The organism is Algoriphagus sp. AK58 (assembly GCF_014324365.1).
Taxonomy (GTDB): domain Bacteria; phylum Bacteroidota; class Bacteroidia; order Cytophagales; family Cyclobacteriaceae; genus Algoriphagus.
In genome coordinates this window covers 456887-474467 of the sequence record NZ_QEIG01000008.1, presented here as the reverse complement: position 1 = coordinate 474467, position 17581 = coordinate 456887, and the positions used below count along the sequence as shown (strand labels likewise).

Genomic DNA, 17581 nt, shown 5'->3' with positions numbered 1-17581 from the left:
GGAAAAAACGATGGAAGTCGGAATAGACAGCTTTGCGGCATTTGTGACAGACAAGAATGGCAATCCGGTGGGCACTGCTCAGGATGCGATGAGAGAGTTGCTGGAGCGGATCAAGTTGGCCGATGAAAAGGGCATGGATGTCTTTGCCATAGGTGAGCATCACCGCAAGGAATTTTTAGATTCCGCGACCTCGGTGATTTTGGCAGCTGCCGCCGGGATGACCAAAAGGATTAGACTAAGCAGTGCAGTGACTGTCCTGAGTGCAGCCGACCCGGTAAGGGTATTTCAGCAGTTTGCTACCTTGGATTTGGTGTCTCAGGGACGTGCAGAAATGGTAGTCGGCCGTGGTTCTTTTACGGAGGCATTTCCCCTTTTCGGGCTCAATCTGCAGGATTATGACAGGCTATTTGCCGAAAAGCTCGGGCTTTTGCTCCAAATCCGGGAACAGGAAGTGGTGACTTGGTCAGGGAGATTTCGTCCTGCCCTGCAGAATCAGGCGATCTATCCTCGTCCGGTGCAGGAAAAATTACCGATTTGGCTGGGAGTGGGAGGAACTCCGGGATCTTTTGCCCGTGCTGGCTCTCTTGGATTGCCATTGATGGTAGCCGTCATTGGGGGCGAAACGCATCGCTTTCGTCCTTTGGTCGATTTGTATCGGGAAGCAGGAGATAAGGCGGGATATTCTCAGGACCAACTCAAAGTTGGGCTTCACTCCCTGGGATATGTTGCCCGAACGCACGAAGAAGCGGTGGAAAACTACTACCCTGGCTATGCCCAAACATTTACCCGTATCGGAAAAGAACGGGGATGGCCCCCAGTAACCCGTGGCCACTTCGAGGCTCAAAATTCAAAATGGGGAGCCTATCTAGTTGGGGAACCGGAAGAAGTAGCTGAAAAAATCCTACGTCACAGCGAGTCCTTGGGGGGTATCGACCGATTTACATTTCAGATGGACAATGCCGGGCTAAGTCATCAGCAGCTTTCAGAAAGCATAGCACTGATCGGAGAGGAAGTGATTCCGAAACTGAGGAAAAAACACAATTTTCAATGACGAATGACCAATGACAAAACCTCAGCACTCATTTTTGGGTAGCTTTTGCTATGAATCTGTCTAAACCGTCCCATTTTCTATTCTTAATATTCTTGCTTCTTACCGTTATTTCTCCTTTCACAGGAATAGCGCAAAGTAAAACAGGACTACTTTTGGTGACCAAAGTGTCTGATGGAGATACGTTTTGGGTGACTCATCCATCAGGAAAGGAAGAAAAAATCCGGCTTATCGGGATCAATTCTCCGGAATCGAGAAAAACCGGCAACAAGGATGTGGAATTTTATGGCAAGGAGGCAAGCGCCTTTGCCAAACAGTTGCTACTGAATAAGCAGGTGAGGCTGGAGTTTGATGTGCAAAAATACGATCGCTACAAACGGACTTTGGCTTATGCCTATCTGGAATCCGGAACTATGGTCAATGCATTTTTGATCAAGGAGGGCTATGCCCGCGCTACCACCTATCCGCCCAATGTTCGGTATCAGGAGTTGTTTCAGAAACTAGAACGGGAAGCCAGAAGCGCGAGACGGGGGCTGTGGAGGTAAGTTTTTGGGAGATTTATTTTTTGTTTTGACAGCGGGTCCATAGGGGTACAGATCACTGTATTTTTTATTGAAATTTTTAGGACAATCTGCGTCCGAAAAAGAAAGATAACAGGCCCCGATTGTCTTTCTATTTTCTTTTGAATTGGGTTGATTGTACTCCCTTTTATCAACCTTTTCTTCCTATGGATTTCTACCTCAATCAAGTGCTAAACGCTTTTTCCAAGATGGATGCACAGCTTTTGGGTGAACTGCTCGATCCGGATCAGACCTATCAGGATGTGCCTCAGGCAGTCTTTATTAGAAAGATGGAGGAGTTATTTAGGGAGTTTAGGGAAGATGGGGATGAGCACTTGGAGGTGGAGCCGGGGAATTGCTGCGAACTCAACTGTAACCCCGATCTTATCCGGACAGCTTATCGATTTGTAGGAAATAATACGCTCAATTACCTGGATTTACGCTTTATCATAGAGCCGACAGCAGATCTTCGGGATCACTGCATCCGGGATATTTTTGAATGTAGTTTTCTTCGATGCCATCAACCCAAAGAGTGGTATGGGAGCAAGGTTTATTTGACTATTTATGATGACGAAAAACTCGGCTATTACCTCAGTCCCGACGAGATCCTTCATACCGAAATTGCCCTGAAGGCTCAGAAGGAGCTAAAAGAAGGCAGAGAGGTTTTTGATATGGAGGAGGTTCAGCATTGGTTGGATCTTTATCAGCCCACTTTTGAATTTATTCTACACAGTGAATCCGAAATGCCTGGAAGGCTTTTGAGATGGAATGCGTTTTTCGGTTTTTATCAGGGTTTGAAGTCCTATCTCTTATTTTTTGAAAAATGGGAGCGATCTCTGGTGGTAGAGTCTTGGAGGCTAAATCTGGACTTGCCCGAGGAAGTGCTGATGGAAGTCATTCTGGATGGGGAAAAGATCATTATTGAAAATGAACACGAGTATGTCCATTATATCCTGAAGGCAGAGGAGGGTTACCGGGTTCCTTATCATCTCAAGCCCCTTGTTGGAGGAAGTGCGGATACCTTTTCAGATTCGTGGGAATGGTTCAAATCAAGGCAAGAACCGCTGGTGAAAAAATATTACGCTCTGACAGATTTGGAGGCTTCTAAGTATCTGACAGGTTGGGAAGTAATGGATCCTGAAGGACGGTTGAAGTCGCTTACTTTTCATCTGGATGTGAGAGAAAAGGCAAAAAACCGAGGAGAGGAGATTCCTTTTGGTCTTTGGGGCAGTAGGAAATAGCAATTAGTTTTAACTTGCCAGCCAATAATCTAAAGTCTTTTCCATGTTCGACAGCCCAGATTACCCCAAATCCCTTCCAGAGTCACTTTTTGAGTCTTGGTTTGAGTCAGGGCGTAGCAGTCGGATTCCCTATTCTTATCTGCTGATTGTTTGGGATGAGATAGAAGGAAAATACTTGCCGGTGTTTGTGGAAAAAAGAAGCGATATCGACAGCTACGAAAAGTATGGGGAATCTCCAGCTACTCAGACCTTGGTAGCTGCTTATGACCTTTATTCAGAAGGCAGAGTTTGTTGATTTTTTTCTGTTTGGATTCTTAAGCAACTCTATTTTTTGAGAGAATCAAAGCCAATTAGGGAACCTAAAAGTCATTTGTGCTTATTTTTATTTTTCATACGTATGGACTTTGATTAGAGCGAATTTATGCTCTTTAAATAATTCATTTTTATGCCTTTTCTTCCTTTTTTCTTTTAAACAAAATGGTTAATATCAACTACCGGATTTTGATGATTTTCAATTCATTGGTGGAAACTCGGGGTTCTTTGCCGGGGATGGCAAAAGCGTAAAAAGAACCGATTCGTGGATCGGAGGAGAAATCGGATAGAGTTCAATTTACAGGGTTTTCTTCAGTTTTCATTTTCTGATGATAATGAAAACGAAACCAGGTTCGGCAATAGTCGGGAGTCGGTCTGTGAGGTGATAACTAACTTCTTTTACCTAAAGGCATGAGAAAAGAGCCCAATTTAAAAGACTATTCCAGCACCTATCAACACTTTGATTGGACTAATGAAACCCGGCAATTGACTGGCTTGCCCGGAGGAAAAGGGATCAATATTGCCTATGAGGCAGTGGACCGACATGCAGATGGAAATTTAAAAGAGCAACTGGCGATTCGGGTCATTCGAAAAGACAATTCTTATGAGGATCTTTCCTACGGGCAATTAAAAAACCTGACTTCCCAATTTGCTAATGTCTTGCTCAAGTTGGGACTGCTGGAAGGGGAGCGGGTGTTTTCTCTTCTGGGAAGAGTTCCAGAACTCTTCCTCACAGCTCTCGGGACGCTCAAGTTCAAAGGAGTTTATTGCCCGCTTTTTTCAGTTTTTGGTCCCGAGCCCATTTTTCAGCGGCTCAGCAAAGGAGAAGGGACCGTGTTGGTCACCACCTCACAGTTTTTTTTGAAGAAAATCAAGGATTTGTTGGGAAGGCTTCCTGCTCTGAAATATGTACTCTTGATCGATGTTGAGGAGGATTGGGATGATCGGACGCTTTCTTTCCCAAAGTGGATGAATCAAGCTTCTACTGAATTTGAAATTCCTCCTACCAAGGAGGAAGATCCTGCTTTGCTGCATTTCACCAGTGGTACCACCGGAATGCCCAAAGGCGCCATCCATGTTCACAAGGCCGTTTTTACTCATTACATCACCGGCAAATACGTGTTGGATTTCCAACCCGGAGATGTCTTTTGGTGCACCGCTGATCCGGGATGGGTAACAGGGACTTCTTATGGAATCATTTCTCCTTTGGTCAATGGGGTCACCAGCATTGTAGATGAAGAGGAATTTGACGCCCTAAGATGGTATGGCATTTTGGAAAAGGAAAAGGTCAATATCTGGTACACAGCCCCAACGGCCATCCGGAGACTGATGCGGATGAGTATCGTCCCAAGGGAAAAATTTGATTTGTCCCAATTGCGCTTGGTGCTCAGTGTAGGGGAACCACTCAATGCAGAGGCAGTGATTTGGGGAGAGCAGGCTTTCGGTATGCCTATTCTTGACAACTGGTGGCAAACGGAAACCGGTGGAATTATGATTGCGAATTATCCCTCCATGAAAGTCAAGCCCGGATCGATGGGTAAGCCACTTCCGGGTGTGGAAGTAGGCATTGCAGAAATGGAAGGGGATGAATTGAGGCTCCTTGCCGAACCGGAGAAACAAGGGCATTTAGTGTTGAAAAGGAATTTCCCCTCGATTTTTAGAACCTACCTGCATGAGGAGGAGCGCTATCAAAAATGCTTCAAAGGGGATTGGTACCTGAGTGGTGACCTGGCCAAAAAAGATCCGGATGGGTATTTCTGGTTTGTTGGAAGGGCGGATGACATCATCAAAACTTCCGGACACATGGTCGGTCCATTTGAGGTGGAGAGCAATCTGATGAAGCATCCAGCCGTGGCCGAGGCCGCTGTCATCGGAAAGCCTGAGCCTTCGATTGGAGAACTGGTCAAGGCCTTTGTGGTCTTAAAGGAAGGTTTTGAGCCGAATGAGGAAAGGAGACTCGAGCTGATAGGCTTTGGTCGAAAAGCTATGGGACCAGCGGTGGCTCCCAAGGAGATTGAATTTGTAGAAAATCTACCTAAAACCAAGAGCGGCAAAATTTTGCGAAGGCTGTTAAAAGCCAGAGAATTAGGTTTACCGGAAGGAGATTTGTCCACATTAGAAAAAACGAATTGACTATGCGTCTGAACAAATCAAATCCTGCACCCTCCCTCACAAAAGCTGAAGGTCTGCGACTGCTTCACCAGATGACACTGATCCGGAGGTTTGAAGAAAAATCGGCCGAGGTCTATACGGAAACCAAAATCCGGGGCTTTTTGCACCTCTGTGTGGGTGAAGAAGCAGTTGCGGTCGGAGTCTCCCAAGCATTACAGGAGGAAGATTATGTGTTAAGTACGTATCGGGAACATGGACATGCCCTTGCCAGGGGGGTAGAACCCAAATCCATTATGGCAGAAATGTACGGTAGGCTGGAGGGATGCAGCAGAGGCAGGGGAGGTTCCATGCACTTGTTTGATTCGAGTAAAAACTTTTTTGGCGGCAATGCCATAGTTGGAGGCCATTTGCCTCTTTCGGTTGGGATGGCTTTGGCCTCCAAAAAACAGGGAAAGAAAAATGTCACCTGTTGTTTTTTTGGAGAAGGGGCGGCCGCTGAGGGAGAGTTTCATGAATCTTTGAATTTGGCGGCCTTGTGGCAGATACCTGTTCTTTTTCTCTGTGAAAACAACCTGTATGCCATGGGAACAGCCCTGAAATTCACCCATTCCGAACAGCATTTGGAAAAGAAAGGCCCGGCATACGGAATAGAAACCGATGTGGCCAATGGAATGGACTTGCTGGATGTCATGACTAAAGTCCAGAAGGCGGTGGCTTACATTCGGGAGACGGGAAAGCCTTATTTCTTGGTTTGCTACACGTATCGGTTCAGGGCACATTCCATGTTTGATGCTGAACTCTACCGGGAAAAGTCCGAAGTGGAGGAGTGGAAGAAAAAGGATCCCATCCCTCAGTTCAAAGCTTTTCTTTTGAAGGAAAAGCTAATCACTGAAAAAGTAATCGAGGCAATGGAGGCAGAGGCGGAGAGGCAGGTTCAGGAAGCCATTGATTTTGCGGAAAACGGGTCTTGGGAAAAGGTGGAAGAATTGGATCGGTTTGTTTACTCTGAAAAGGCAGCTATATGAGCCAAGAAATCAGGTTGACCTACAGAGAGGCTCTGAAATCAGCGATTCGGGAGGCCCTCCTTAAGGATGAAAAGGTCTTTCTGATGGGAGAGGACGTGGGACACTACGGAGGTGCATTTGCGGTCAGCAAGGGATTGCTGCAGGAATTTGGCCCGGATCGGATTATGGATGTGCCGCTTTCAGAATCGGGTTTCACCGGAGCGGGCATAGGAGCTGCTTTGGCTGGCATGCGGCCCATTGTGGAGATTATGACTATAAACTTCAGCCTTTTGGCCATGGATCAGATTTTTAATAATGCAGCTACCCTTTCACACATGTCAGGGGGGCAGGTGAATGTTCCCGTCGTGATCCGGATGGGCTGTGGAATCGGCCGGCAATTGGCTGCCCAGCATTCTCACAGTTGGGAGCCTTTTTTTGCGCATGTTCCCGGATTGATTGTGTTGTCTGTGGGGACTCATGAGGATGCCAGGGGGATGTTGCTTTCGGCTTTGGAAAGTCCGGATCCGGTTATCCTTTTTGAATATACTTCCATGCTCAATTTGGAAGGCTCTATCCCAGGTGATGCCGGAAAAGTGGATATTCAGAAGGCGAAAATCAGGAGAGAAGGAAAAGATCTCAGTCTGATTACTTATGGAACAGGAGTTTACAAATGCCTGGAAGCAGCCGATTTGCTAGCCAAAGAAGGAATGGATGTGGAAGTGGTGGACCTCCGGGTTTTGCGTCCTTTGGAGGAGGACACTTTCCTGCAATCCGTAGCTAAAACCCATCGGGCTTTGATCGTGGAGGATGCCTGGAAATCGGTGAGCATTTCTTCAGAGGTCAGTTCCAGAATCATGGAAAAGGCCTTTTTCGAGTTGGATTTGCCCGTAGAGCGTCTTTGCGGAGTGGAAGTGCCCATTCCTTATCCCAAGCATTTGGAAGATGCTTCCGTGCCTCAAGTTCAGGATATCGTGAGTCGAGTCAAAAAAATGTTAAAGCCATGATCTCTTTTAAAATGCCGAGTTTGGGGGCGGATATGGAAGACGGAACCCTCGCAGAATGGAGAAAACAACCGGGAGATAAATTGACTCGTGGGGAAATTATTGCGGATGTGGAGACTCAAAAAGGCCTGATTGAGATTGAGTTTTTTGGGGAAGGTATTTTGGAGAAACACCTGGTGAGCGAAGGACAAAAAGTCCCGGTGGGGACGGTGATTGCCTTGATTAATCAGGAAGATGAAAGTGAAGAATCTCCTGTGGTGGAAATACCACCTTCAAGCTGGGAAGCTCCAATTCCGAGTTCCGAAAAGTTGAGTGTTTCTGAAAGCAAAGTTTCCACCCCTGTTCGAGCCTCAGTAGAAAGGATTAAAATTTCACCTTTGGCGAAAAAGATGGCAGAGGTAAATCAGGTGGATGTTTCAGTCATCCAAGGGACCGGTCCGGAAGGGGCTATCGTAAAGGAAGATATTGAACGTTTTTTGAGCTCAAGAGAAAAGCCGGAAGTCACTCCTCCCTCTTCCAAGATCGAAATTCCCGAGCAAAGCAGACCAAGTGTTCCGCACCATGAATCCATTCGAATGGCAGTAGCAGCCGCCATGAGCCGTTCCCATCGGGAAATACCACAGTATTATCTGGAAAAAAGGGTAGACATGTCCAAAGCTTTGGATTGGTTGAAGGAAGCCAATAAGGAAAGGCCCATTCAAAAGCGTCTTTTACCAGTGGCTTTATTGATAAAAGCAGTAGCCAAAGCATTGGATGAAGTTCCCGATCTGAATGCGGTTTGGGAAAACGGGCTTCAGCGGATGAATGAAATCCACATCGGATTTGTGGTATCGCTTCGTTCGGGTGGGATTATGGTTCCGGCTATTTTAAATGCAGATGTAAAAACGGTGGATGAAATCATGGAAACCCTGAATGACTTGATTCCTCGGACTAGGGCCTTTAAGCTGAGAAGTTCGGAGCTTAGCCAATCCACCTTCACGATTACCAATATGGGAGATGGCGGGGCTGACAAAGTCTTTGGTATTGTCTATCCTCCTCAGGTGGGTATCGTGGGTTTTGGAGAAATCAGGGAAGAGGCCGTCGTTGAACAGGGGATGATCGGAATACGGCCTGTGATGGATGTGACCTTGGCCGCGGATCATCGGGCAACTGACGGGCTGATCGGAGGGAAGTTCTTGGCTGCGTTGAATAAGCATTTACAAAATCCAGAAAGTTTATGACAGAAGAGGAACTAGTAGGAGTAGTATTTGAGCTGTTGAGGCGGATAGCGCCAGAAACTGATCCGAGAGCATTACACCCCGAGGAGAATATCCGGCAAGCTTTGAATATCGATTCCTTTGATGCCCTCCAGTTTATTGTGGCGATCAGTGAAAAGCTTCAGGTAGACATACCCGAGGAGGATTATGGCAAAACGGCCAATTTGAAGTCCTTGATTGCCTACCTTAACCAACGTATAAATAAGTAACTTAACAAAAACCCAAAAACCTATGGAAAATTACAAGCAAGTGGGGGTGTGGATTGACCACTCTAAAGCCCATCTTATCGGTTTCAAAAGCGGCCAAGTCAAACACTTGGAGACGGTGGATTCACCTTACGAAAGCATCAAGCGAATAGATGGGGAGGGAAAGGATACCACCCGATTTTCCCCTAATTCCGAGCACGCTTCCAATAACGAGTACCGCAAAAACAACACTGCCCAAAATGAAATCAATGAGTATCTCCGTCTGATGGAACAGAAGCTCCTGCATTTTGAAGATATTCTCCTCTTCGGCCCCGGAACCATGAAGGAAAAACTCAAAAACCGTATGAAGGACAACAAAGCATTTGATGGGAAGTGGATGTCTGTTGAAAACTCAGATAAACTCACCGAAAATCAGCTGTTGGCGTTTGTTAGGGAGTTTTTTAAAAAGGAGAGTGTGTGAAAATGGATTGAGATCGGTTAAAAAGGAAAAAGCTTGGTTATAGCCAAGCTTTTTTGTTGCAGAGGAGGAGGGATTCGAACCCCCGGTACCTCTCGGTACAACGGTTTTCAAGACCGCCGCGATCGACCACTCTGCCACTCCTCTGTGTTGTGATCTCTCTTTTCGAGATCGCAAAAGTAAGGGGATTCTCTTTTTATGCAATGAATTATCCCATATTTTCTTTTAAGTCGCTGATTTTTATGGGTTAAAATTTTCAGAGATACTTTTAAATCATAACGCATTATTCAGGGACTTCAAACTTTTCAGATTTCTGAATTTAGCTTTCATACTTCAAATCTTATTTCGACTCCGACATAAATTACTTACAAGGCAAAGATTGCTTCGGGATCACAGAACTGAAAAATAATTTGATAATCAGAATGATCCCTCGCAATGACGTAGTTGTCAAAAAACCGAAGCCAAAAACTCCTTTCAGATTTCTGACTTTAAACTTGCCAACTACTCACTGCGACTGCTCACTGATCAATGCGACTGCCTCCTACGTTCTGCGACTGACCACTGCTCACTGAGCACTTCTTCCCTTCTCTTCGGCTATCCAACGCTTTACCTCTTTCTCCAGAATATCCAAAGGCAAAGCCCCGCCTCCCAAAATCCGGTCGTGGAATCGACGAATATCAAACTTGTCGCCCAGCTCGGCTTCAGCCAGTTTTCTAAGCTCTTGAATTTTCAGCATCCCGATTTTGTAACCGGTCGCCTGTCCGGGGATCACCATATAGCGACGAACTTCTGCCTGAATAGCACCTGGAGCAATGGAGGAATTTTCAGAGAAGTACTGGATCGCATCGGCCTCAGTCCAGCCTTTGGAGTGGATTCCTGTGTCGACCACTAGTCGGATCGCTCTCCATATTTCATTGACCAAGCGACCGAAGTCGTAATAGGGGTTTTGGTATTGTCCCATTTCTTTAGCCAAAATCTCTGAGTATAGTGCCCAACCTTCGGCATAGGCGTTGAAATTCATTTGGGTACGGAATTTCGGAACAGATTCCAGTTCCTGTGCGATGGCGACCTGCATGTGATGGCCGGGATTTCCCTCGTGGTAAGCGACTCCTTCCATGGTGGACTTGGGCATGGCCTTCATGTCAGATAGGTGCACGTAATAGGTCCCGGGCCGGCTACCATCGGGTGTGCCTTGGTTGTAGTGCTGGGGTGCTCCAGGCTGCTCACGGAAAGCTTCCACTCGTCTCACGACCAAGTCTGCCTTGGGCAGGATACCGAAATATTGGGGAAGTTTACCCTTGATTTCATCCAGAAATTTGGTCGATTCATCCAGGTAAGCTTGACGCCCTTCGTCTGTATCAGGGAAGAAAAACTGAGGATCACTGTTGATGAATTTAAAAAACTCCTTTAGATCGCCTTTGAACCCCACCTGATCTTTGATCGCAAGCATTTCCTTCTGAATGCGATTTACCTCATCAAGGCCTATCTGGTGAATTTGATCTGCACTCAAATCGGTCGTGGTGGAGGTTTTCAGTCGGTGAGCATAATAGGCATTGCCCATTTCATGACGGCTGACTCCAGTTGGTTTTTCTTCTAAATTCGGAAGTTCGGATTCCAGCCATGCGATGAGTTCTTCATAGGCAGGTTTAAATTTTTCTGTCAAAGTAGTTTTGGCGTTTCCTCGCAGTGTCTCTGCTTGTTCGGGGGTGATTTTTCCCTCTTTTTCCAGTTTTTCGATTTTGCTCAAGGCGTCTTTCCAAAGCGGCGCTTCGGAAGCATCATTGGTAAAAGGCTGTCCTTGAAGCAGCGCCTTGGACTGCTGGATGACATATTCATAGGCGAATTTGGGAGGTCTCACTCCGGCTTCTGTCTGCAGTTTGGCCCGATCCAACAATTGAGAAATGGCTCTTCCAGCCTCTTGATATCGCTTGATCAGGGCTTCCATGTCAGCGGATTCATCTACCCGATGAAAATTGATCAGCATATTGGGAAGCATGGTGTGAGGGCCAGACATTTGGTTGAAGACGTAGTTCATCCTTCTGAATTTCACGTCTCCTTTTTCCATTTCATATTGGTATTCCCAAAGGTCGTAGGATACCTTGGCTTCGGCGCTGAGTTGCTCATAGGGGAATTTTTCCTTCATCTCCTTTACGCTTGCTTCCATCCAAGCGAGACGTTGATCTTCCCCAGCTTCACTCATGTCGTCGATTTGATCGTATTTGTCTTTCCGACCTTGAGTAGTGAGTTGAAGGGGGCTCATTTGAAGGAGTTCCTCGTATTCGGCATCAAACCAAGCATTGATTTCTGCATCTGGGATAGCCTTTGGCTCGGGCTTGCTGCAACTGAAAAGCAATGCTAATCCGAAAATCACGGCAAGCGAGAAAATAGATCTGTTCATGGGAATGGGTTGGGTAATAAGGACTCCCGCTAAGTTAGAAACTTATCAGGCATCTTGAAAAAGTTCAGGTTTGAAGCGTTTAATTTTTGGATGGAGAAACATTGCCCGAAAATACTTTTCTCCGGTTTTCTCTGATTTTCTGTTTTTCTTCCGCAAGGTCAAAACTCACGTTGACCTCAAAACATACCAGAACAATAATGGAAGTCAGATAGAGCCAAAGCATCAGGGCAATTACAGACCCGATGGAGCCATACAGTTTGTTGTAACTTGCAAAGTTTTCCAGATAAAAAATGAATGCATAGAAGGCTAGGGTGATCAATAGCCCGGAAAGTTGAGCGCCGGTAGAGAAAAAGTGCCATTTATCATGAATAGCAGGGGCAAATCGGAAAATAAAAGCAGAGGTGAGATAAAAGACGGTCAGCAGGATCAAGAACTTCAGTGTGTTGAACAAAAAGATCATGAAATTGCTGTTGAATACATGAAGTTCGTCAAGCTGTCCAATAAACAAGCTTCCAAAAATCATAACAGTACTGGCTGCGATGATAGTAAGGACAAGAGCTACCACGATAGCTGTGGCAATGAGTCGGGTAGTAAAGAATCCCCGGTTTTCCTTGGTTTTATACACCGAATTGAAGGAATCCATCATGGAAACTACACCTTGGGTAGATGCAAAAAGGGCAAAAAAGAAACCGAAGGAAAGCAAGCTTTGCCTGGGTTTGGATACGATATCCATCAGGGTGGTTTCGATGTTTTCGTAAAGGTCTCCGGGCATGATACTTTGAACAAAGGAGAGGATGTTTTCGGTAGTGACCACCGGAAAAAGATCCTGGAGATAGGGGACCAGATTGAGCAAAAAGAGTAAAAGAGGAAAGAGGGCGATGGTGTAGCTGAATGCCATGGAACCAGCCCGCTCATTGATGTCGTCTTTTTTGAGCTGTTGGATAAAAATCCGAATGACGTCATAGAGGTTTTTGTCGGGACTTCCGAAATGGATTTTTTTCAAATGCCTTGCCTTAAGCTGGATCCGAATTCTCCATTTGAAAATTTTCTCCTTGACCACGTAGTGCTGATTTTAGGTAAAAAAGGGTTTCAATAAAGCTAACAAATTTCCCGGTGGACGGGTTGGCTGATGGGTATCTTTTTTCAAAAATGCCAAGGTCGTCCAACCCTCTGTAATCAACTCTCCGGCTTCATTGATGACTTGATATTCAAATCTGATTCGGACACCGGGTATCTCGGGAATTGTCGTCCTGATCGTAAGCAATTCGTCGTATTTTCCGGGTTTTAGGTAGCGAAAGTGACTTTCCAAGACAGGCATCATTACGCCATTTTCTTCCATTTCCCGATAAGAAAATCCCGCCGAACGCATGGCTTCCACCCTTGCTACCTCAAAATACATGGCATAATTGCCATAGTACACGTAGCCCATTTGGTCAGTTTCTGCATAGCGAACTCGGATTTGGGTTTCGGCTCGGAACATGTTAGAAGATTTTTGCGGAGTTGAGTGCTGCCTGGTATCGACGGGCATTAGTTAGATGCTCATTGTAGGTGACAGCAAAGGCATGGTATCCAGAGAAATCCTCCTTGGCGCAAAAATACATGTAGTTGTGTTTCTCGGCATTCAAGACCGCATTGAGAGAGTTGATGTCAGGAAGATTGATCGGGCCTGGAGGAAGTCCAGTGTTTTTGTAGGTGTTGTAAGGGCTGTCGATTTCCTTGTGAATGTTGAGGATTCGCTTTAGCGTAAAGTCTCCTGTGGCATACACCAAGGTGGGGTCCGCCTGAAGTGCCATGCCGATTTTCAGGCGATTGAGATATACTCCGGCGATTTTTGGTCGTTCATCAGCTTTTTGGCTTTCAGCCTGTACAATCGAGGCAAGTGTACTGACTTCCTTTTGGCTCAATCCCAAAGCCTGTGCTTTTTGCTTTCGCTCCTCGGTCCAAAAAGCCTGATATTCCTTATACATTCTGTCAAAAAGTGCCTCAGGGCTGGTGTTCCACCAAAACTCATAGGTGTTGGGAATAAACATGCTCATGATGGTTTCCTCCTCAAAATCAAACTTTCGGATATACACAGAGTCCTGAATTAACCCGAGAAACTGCTCTTCGGTCACTTCCAGATTGGCCGTGATTTTTTCGGCCAAGTCCTCTTTGGTTCGCACATTGTTAAAAGTCACCTTCACCGGGACCTGAGCTCCAGACCTCAGCATTCGGACCAACTGAAGGTTGTTCATCTTAGGATCGATTTTATAGAGTCCGGGCTTGACAGCCTCCTGATAGCCCAAGACCTTGGATACAAAGCCGAAACTCAAGGCATCGTTGATTACCTTGTCATTGTAAAGCTTATCGGCGACATTTTTGAAAACTGAATTGGTGGGGATTTTCAGCATATAGGGCTGATCGGATTCCACCAGGGTATTAGGACTGAAGAAGACCTGATAAAAGTAAAAGGTCATGGAAATAGCCAGTACCGAGATCGAAATCAGGAGAACCAGCGTGATTTTTTTGCGCTTTTCGAGTTGCATAGAGGGCAAAAATAGGAAATAAATTTTGGGGGTAGGTGAAAGGGTAATGCCTTGAAGAAATTTACGATGTACGATTTTGGATTTACGACTTCCAAAGGAACTCCGATCCTTGTCTTTTTACGGGATCCTATCTTGCTTTAGCATAACTTGAAAATATCTGACCTTTCCTTTCTGAGAATTCATAATCGAAGAAACACCAATTTATATTTTTTATCTTACTCTCTCCGATTATCTTAAGCATTCGTTTTTGTTTTAATAGCTTACAGAACTGTGAAGAAGATCATTTTTGCCTTAGGCATCGCTGCGTCGAGTTTTTCATGTGAGGCTCCGATTTCTCCTGAGGTGATTTTAAAGAACTCAAAAGAGAAAATCCTTGAGGCAGGTCAAATTGGGTTTCATCAAACCATGCTTTGGGAAGATCCTAACCTTGGGGAAATAGATACCTTCCGATATGAGTCCCTTTTTCAAAAGAATCCAAATGCTGATTTGGGTTATGATTTTTTTGGGAAAAGAGGAGAAGGGGAGTTTTGGTTTGTTTCAAATGTTTCTTATTTGGTCGATCATGATCGAAAAGAGGTGATGGTTTGGGAAAATAAGCCAGATCGACTCCGAGGGAATTCTTATCGTTCATTTAGTCCTATTCATTTACTGGCCCAGGAGCCTTTGATCTACAAGCAGGACACGGTGGTGGATGGCAAGTCTTTGATGGATTTTGTCTGGGTGGAAATGGATACCATAATTTCTGAAAAGAAAGTATATCTCGAAAATCACTTATTTATCAATCCTGCCAATTTTCTGCCTGAGTTTCTTTCCAGAAGGCTATACCATGATGGGAAAAGAAATCAGCTGATCGAGGTCTTTTATTCCAATTATTCATTTGATCCAGTTAGTGAGCCGCTGGAGCCCAAAATACCTCAAGGCTATGTTTCCAAAGCTGATGGAGTGGAGATCAGCGAATCAAAGCTTCTGGCGATTGGAGAAAAAGCGCCCGATTTTAGACTAAGGGATTTGAAAGGCAAATGGGTCAATTTGAGTGATTTTAGGGGTAAAAAAGTATTGTTGGATTTTTCTATGATTCATTGTGGCTGGTGCAAAATCGCCATCGATGAGTTCAAAAAGTCCTCCTTTTCATTTGCCGAAAATGTAGTTCCTCTATACATCAATCCGGTTGATGAGCTGGGGAAAATGGAAAAATACGAATCCAGAATTGGGATACCTTTCCCTGTCTTGATTGACGCCAAGGAAGTGGGACAAGCGTATGGGGTCAAGGGTTATCCTACTTTTTACCTGATAGATGAAAAAGGCAATATTGAAGTGGTAAACGAAGGGTATTCGGATGAGCTGATCCAAATGTTGAATTCTAAGATAAAAACCGAAAGCAATTGAGAGAAGGCGTTTTAGAAAGAACTAGTCATTTCAATAGAAAATAGAAATGAAATCTCCTGCGGAGGTGAAATAACCTAAAACCTATCTAATTTCAAGAAGCGACCGGAGTTGTTTTGATCGAATTTCAACCAGCGAGAGTATTGTATTTCGGTATTTCAACGAGCAAAGCGAGTTATATCTCCACCCTGTTTCTACTACATTTCTATTTTTGCAGGTAAGATTAATTTTGGCTGTCAAGTTTATGAAAATCATCCCTGTCACCTGTGCCATCATCATCCATGAGGGGAAAGTCCTGTTGGCTCAGCGCTCGGTAAAGATGGATTTGCCGGGTAAGTGGGAGTTTCCAGGGGGAAAAGTGGAAAAAGGGGAAGATCCTAAAGACTGCCTAATCCGGGAAATCAGGGAGGAGCTAGGTATTGAAATCAGGGTGAAATCAGAATTGACTCCAGTGCTTTTTTCATATCCATCCAAGACCATTAGGCTGATTCCATGGGTTGCTGAATGGAGGGGAGGGGATATTGTACTCGCTGAGCATGAACAATATGGCTGGTATGATCAAAATCAGCTTTTTTCTTTGGATTTGGCGCCTGCAGATGTTCCGATTTTGCACGAATTGACAGAAAAATGGGTTAACCTTGCAGTACCAAAAGAAAGGTGAGCCATGGCTGAATTTATCAGATTGTACGAGGAAAATCCCGATCCACGAAGGGTACGTCAGATTGTGGAGGTACTAAGAAACGGGGGAGTAATTATCTACCCGACCGATACGGTCTATGGGATGGGTTGCGATATCACCAATCAAAAAGCGGTGGAAAAAATTTGCAGAATCAAAGGAATCAATCCCAAAAAGCACAATTTTTCTTTTGTCTGCGCCGACCTCAGTAATATCTCTCACTACACTAGGGTGATCACCAAGCCGGTATTCAAAATGATGAAAAAGGGGCTTCCCGGTCCTTTTACCTTTATTTTGGAAGCCAGTTCCCATGTGCCCAAGATCTTGCATAGCAATAAAAAAACGGTAGGAATCCGTGTTCCCAATCACGGAGTGCCAAGAGCCATAGTGGAGGAACTGGGGCAACCCATACTTTCCACCTCCATTCGTGATGAAGATGAAATCATCGAATACAGCACCGATCCTGAGCTCATTTTTGAAAAATATCAAAATCAGGTAGACATCGTCATCGACGGAGGCTATGGTTCCAACGTGCCTTCCACGATTTTGGATTGCACGGGATATGAAGTAGTAGTAGTCCGTGAAGGATTGGGGCAGTTGGAAGAAATTCTTTGAAGGATTCTAGAAGCTAGAGACAAGAAGCAAGATTTAACTTCGATATTCATCACTTGGCGGTCAATATTCGATGTTTTGAAATTTCGATGATCGAACGAAGAATACTGAACATCGAACGCCAAACCCTTAACCCCTTTTTCCCTTGGAGCGCATAGCCATTGACCTTCACTACCTTCCTACTCTGGAGTTTTTTGCCGCTATTTACGGCGCTGATGAACTTTTGCTTTGTCCGAATGATCTTTATCAGAGACAGTCTTTTCTAAATCGAACCCGAATTCTGCTGGCAAACAAAGTGGAAACCTTGAGTATCCCCATTCAGGGAAGAAGACCGAGAATACCCTTGAGCCAAGTTAAGATTGATTATTCCCAAAATTGGCAGGCCATTCATCTAAGGGGGATTCAAAGTGCCTACGGGAAAGCTCCTTTCTTCGAGTATTTTTTTCCTTATTTTGAGCAGGTTTTGGGAAGTCAGGAAGAATACCTTTGGGATTTGAATTTCAAATTGCTGACAATCTGTCTTAAACTCCTGCGTTGGCCTGTCAAACTAGCCGTAATAGAGAAAGAGGAGATTTTAGGAAAGGTGCTGGATATAAGAGGCCAAATTGAGCCCAGAAGGCCTTTTTCGGAAAGAAATTATTATCAGGCTATACCCTATCCCCAGGTTTTTGGCGTAGACTTTGAGCCCAACCTCAGCATTCTGGATTTGTTGTTTTGCGTAGGTCCTGAATCAGAAAAGGTTCTGAAGCAATCCCTAAAAAAACCATGAACAATCGTTAAAAGGATTGTG

General features: G+C 45.0%; 18 protein-coding genes and 1 tRNA gene. 14 read left to right on the top strand and 5 right to left on the bottom strand.

Annotated features, from left to right (window positions below):
• The first annotated feature begins 10 nt into the window (after positions 1-10).
• The 10 genes from DDT91_RS08865 to DDT91_RS08820 all read left to right on the top strand — a co-directional run bounded on the left by DDT91_RS08865 (position 11) and on the right by DDT91_RS08820 (position 9200).
• Positions 11-1051, top strand: a complete 1041-nt coding sequence (locus DDT91_RS08865; protein ID WP_187175815.1) for an LLM class flavin-dependent oxidoreductase — start codon at positions 11-13, stop codon at positions 1049-1051.
• A gap of 92 nt (positions 1052-1143) precedes the next feature.
• Positions 1144-1593: a thermonuclease family protein gene (locus DDT91_RS08860; protein ID WP_255502060.1), complete on the top strand. Its 450-nt coding sequence runs from the start codon at positions 1144-1146 to the stop codon at positions 1591-1593.
• A 182-nt stretch (positions 1594-1775) separates the two neighbouring features.
• Positions 1776-2849 carry a hypothetical protein gene (locus DDT91_RS08855; protein ID WP_187175813.1) on the top strand — a complete coding sequence of 358 codons (1074 nt, stop codon included), beginning with the start codon at positions 1776-1778 and terminating at the stop codon, positions 2847-2849.
• Positions 2850-2892: 43 nt separating this feature from the next.
• Entirely contained in the window at positions 2893-3144 is a 252-nt protein-coding gene (locus tag DDT91_RS08850) for a hypothetical protein (RefSeq protein WP_187175812.1), read from the top strand.
• Between the two features lie 428 nt (positions 3145-3572).
• Complete coding sequence (gene acsA, locus DDT91_RS08845) at positions 3573-5294, top strand: acetate--CoA ligase (RefSeq protein WP_187175811.1); 1722 nt, start codon at positions 3573-3575, stop codon at positions 5292-5294.
• A 2-nt stretch (positions 5295-5296) separates the two neighbouring features.
• Positions 5297-6298, top strand: a complete 1002-nt coding sequence (gene pdhA / locus DDT91_RS08840; protein ID WP_187175810.1) for a pyruvate dehydrogenase (acetyl-transferring) E1 component subunit alpha — start codon at positions 5297-5299, stop codon at positions 6296-6298.
• Positions 6295-7281, top strand: coding sequence for an alpha-ketoacid dehydrogenase subunit beta (locus DDT91_RS08835; RefSeq protein WP_187175809.1), 987 nt, complete (start codon positions 6295-6297; stop codon positions 7279-7281). Before pdhA ends, DDT91_RS08835 begins: the two co-directional genes overlap by 4 nt.
• The gene (locus tag DDT91_RS08830; protein WP_187175808.1) at positions 7278-8498 is read left to right on the top strand and encodes a dihydrolipoamide acetyltransferase family protein; all 1221 of its coding nucleotides are present in this window, start codon (positions 7278-7280) and stop codon (positions 8496-8498) included. Before DDT91_RS08835 ends, DDT91_RS08830 begins: the two co-directional genes overlap by 4 nt.
• Positions 8495-8743, top strand: a complete 249-nt coding sequence (locus DDT91_RS08825; protein WP_187175807.1) for an acyl carrier protein — start codon at positions 8495-8497, stop codon at positions 8741-8743. The genes DDT91_RS08830 and DDT91_RS08825 overlap by 4 nt, the downstream gene beginning before the upstream one ends.
• Positions 8744-8765: 22 nt before the next feature.
• Complete coding sequence (locus tag DDT91_RS08820) at positions 8766-9200, top strand: hypothetical protein (RefSeq protein WP_187175806.1); 435 nt, start codon at positions 8766-8768, stop codon at positions 9198-9200.
• Positions 9201-9259: 59 nt separating this feature from the next.
• On the opposite strand, the gene DDT91_RS08815 is transcribed toward DDT91_RS08820, so the two are convergent.
• The 5 genes from DDT91_RS08815 to mltG all read right to left on the bottom strand — a co-directional run bounded on the left by DDT91_RS08815 (position 9260) and on the right by mltG (position 14120).
• Positions 9260-9344 (bottom strand) — tRNA-Ser (locus tag DDT91_RS08815).
• A gap of 418 nt (positions 9345-9762) precedes the next feature.
• Complete coding sequence (locus DDT91_RS08810; protein ID WP_187175805.1) at positions 9763-11595, bottom strand: DUF885 family protein; 1833 nt, start codon at positions 11593-11595, stop codon at positions 9763-9765.
• A gap of 79 nt (positions 11596-11674) precedes the next feature.
• On the bottom strand, positions 11675-12655 hold the full coding sequence (locus DDT91_RS08805) for a YihY/virulence factor BrkB family protein (RefSeq protein ID WP_187175804.1): 981 nt from the start codon (positions 12653-12655) through the stop codon (positions 11675-11677).
• Between the two features lie 12 nt (positions 12656-12667).
• The gene (locus DDT91_RS08800; RefSeq protein WP_187175803.1) at positions 12668-13075 is read right to left on the bottom strand and encodes a thioesterase family protein; all 408 of its coding nucleotides are present in this window, start codon (positions 13073-13075) and stop codon (positions 12668-12670) included.
• Position 13076: 1 nt separating this feature from the next.
• Entirely contained in the window at positions 13077-14120 is a 1044-nt protein-coding gene (mltG, locus tag DDT91_RS08795) for an endolytic transglycosylase MltG (RefSeq protein WP_187175802.1), read from the bottom strand.
• Between the two features lie 270 nt (positions 14121-14390).
• Here mltG and DDT91_RS20795 point away from each other — a divergent pair, with 270 nt between their 5' ends.
• From DDT91_RS20795 to DDT91_RS08775, 4 genes are all read left to right on the top strand, one after another.
• On the top strand, positions 14391-15506 hold the full coding sequence (locus DDT91_RS20795; RefSeq protein ID WP_187175801.1) for a peroxiredoxin family protein: 1116 nt from the start codon (positions 14391-14393) through the stop codon (positions 15504-15506).
• 241 nt (positions 15507-15747) lie between these two features.
• A complete protein-coding gene (locus DDT91_RS08785; RefSeq protein ID WP_187175800.1) occupies positions 15748-16164 on the top strand; it encodes a (deoxy)nucleoside triphosphate pyrophosphohydrolase in 417 nt (138 codons plus the stop codon).
• A 3-nt stretch (positions 16165-16167) separates the two neighbouring features.
• Positions 16168-16794 carry an L-threonylcarbamoyladenylate synthase gene (locus tag DDT91_RS08780; protein WP_187175799.1) on the top strand — a complete coding sequence of 209 codons (627 nt, stop codon included), beginning with the start codon at positions 16168-16170 and terminating at the stop codon, positions 16792-16794.
• Between the two features lie 142 nt (positions 16795-16936).
• Positions 16937-17560, top strand: a complete 624-nt coding sequence (locus DDT91_RS08775; protein ID WP_187175798.1) for a WbqC family protein — start codon at positions 16937-16939, stop codon at positions 17558-17560.
• The last annotated feature ends 21 nt before the right edge of the window (positions 17561-17581 follow it).